The organism is Allorhizocola rhizosphaerae (genome assembly GCF_003426775.1).
GTDB classification, from domain to species: domain Bacteria; phylum Actinomycetota; class Actinomycetes; order Mycobacteriales; family Micromonosporaceae; genus Allorhizocola; species Allorhizocola rhizosphaerae.
Genome location: NZ_QJUG01000473.1, coordinates 1 through 1359 on the forward strand (window position 1 = coordinate 1; position 1359 = coordinate 1359).

Here is a 1359-nt window from a genome sequence, read left to right on the forward strand (position 1 = left end):
GCCGACGGCAAGCGGCTCTACGGTCTGACACCAGACCCGGTGACCGCCCCCATCGTGCAGCGCATCTTCCGCGACTTCCTCAACGGCCACGGCATCTTCGCCATTGCCGAAGCCCTGACCCGCGAGGGAATCCTTTCCCCGTCCGCCTATGACCACGCACGCAACCCACATCGCGATGGTCGCGCCTGGGCCAAGAGCGCAGTCCGAACGATCCTGACCAACCCCCGCTACACCGGCAGGGAAGTCTGGAACAAGCAACGCACCGATGAAGTCCTGGTAGACGTCGATGACGTGGCTCTGGGGCACATGCCGGTCATGCGGTGGAACCCACGCGACAAGTGGATCACCTCGCAGGAGATCGTCCACGAGTCAATAGTCAGCGACGAGACCTTCAACGCCGCCCGCGACCTGCTCGGGTCGCGGGCGCACAAGCCCGCCGCCCACAAGCCGCACCGCAGCAGGCATCCGTACGTCTTCAAGAGTCTGGTCTACTGCTCGGTGTGCCAGCGCCGAATGCAAGGGCAGCACTCCCACGACGTGGCCTACTACCGGTGCCGGTATCCCTCCGACTACGCGCTGGCAAATCGCGTCGATCACCCCAAGAACGTGATCATGCGTGAAGACCTGGCGATCGAGCCTATCGACCAGTGGATCGCCTCAGTCTTCGATCCAGCTCGTCGAGATCAGACCATCGAGCTGCTGGCTCGCCAAGTCAGCGCCGAGGTACGGCCGGCGATTCCGAGGCAGCGCGCTGGTCGCGATGTCGCCGCGGAGTTCGACAAGAAGATCGCCCGCTACAAGCAGGCTCTCGACGAGGGAGCCAGCCCGGCAGTGGTGGCAGAGTGGATCGCCGAAGCCGAACAGCAGCGCTATGCGGCACTGGCGAGCCGTCCCGCCGCACCCAAGGTCGACGCCGTCGACACGCTGACAGCGGAGGACATCGCTGCCCTGATCGCCGAACTGGGCGACATCGCTGCGGCGCTGAACGAGGCCCAACCCGAGCAGAAACTCGACCTGTACCGAAGCCTGCGGCTCAAGCTGACCTATGCCGCAGAAACACAAACGGTGCACGCCGCGATTGATCTTGGCGAACACCGTTGGGATTTGGTTCGTGTCCGAGGGGGGACTTGAACCCCCACGCCCTTTACGGGCACTAGCACCTCAAGCTAGCGCGTCTGCCATTCCGCCACCCGGACCTGGGTGTGCACAGCCGCGCCTTGAACGGCGGCGGCCGCACGAGGGACCACTGTACACGTTTGGAGTTGATCACGCTAATGGGATCCCCGGGTGTGTGGTTTCGATCTTGAGAGGGGAGGGGTGCGCCGCGACGCGGGTGGGTGGGCCGCGGGGTGGGGTGGG

Annotated in this window: 1 protein-coding gene and 1 tRNA gene; one reads left to right on the forward strand and one right to left on the reverse strand. The window is 64.9% G+C overall.

Annotation, left to right across the window (positions count from 1 at the left end; all coding sequences use genetic code 11):
- A partial coding sequence (locus DM816_RS41865) for a recombinase family protein (RefSeq protein ID WP_117215942.1) occupies nucleotides 1–1131 on the forward strand: 1131 nt, incomplete at its 5' end.
- Here DM816_RS41865 and DM816_RS41870 read toward each other — a convergent pair.
- Nucleotides 1113–1196: transfer RNA gene (locus tag DM816_RS41870), tRNA-Leu, on the reverse strand. The two genes, DM816_RS41865 and DM816_RS41870, sit on opposite strands and share 19 nt — an antisense overlap.
- Nucleotides 1197–1359: the final 163 nt, after the last annotated feature.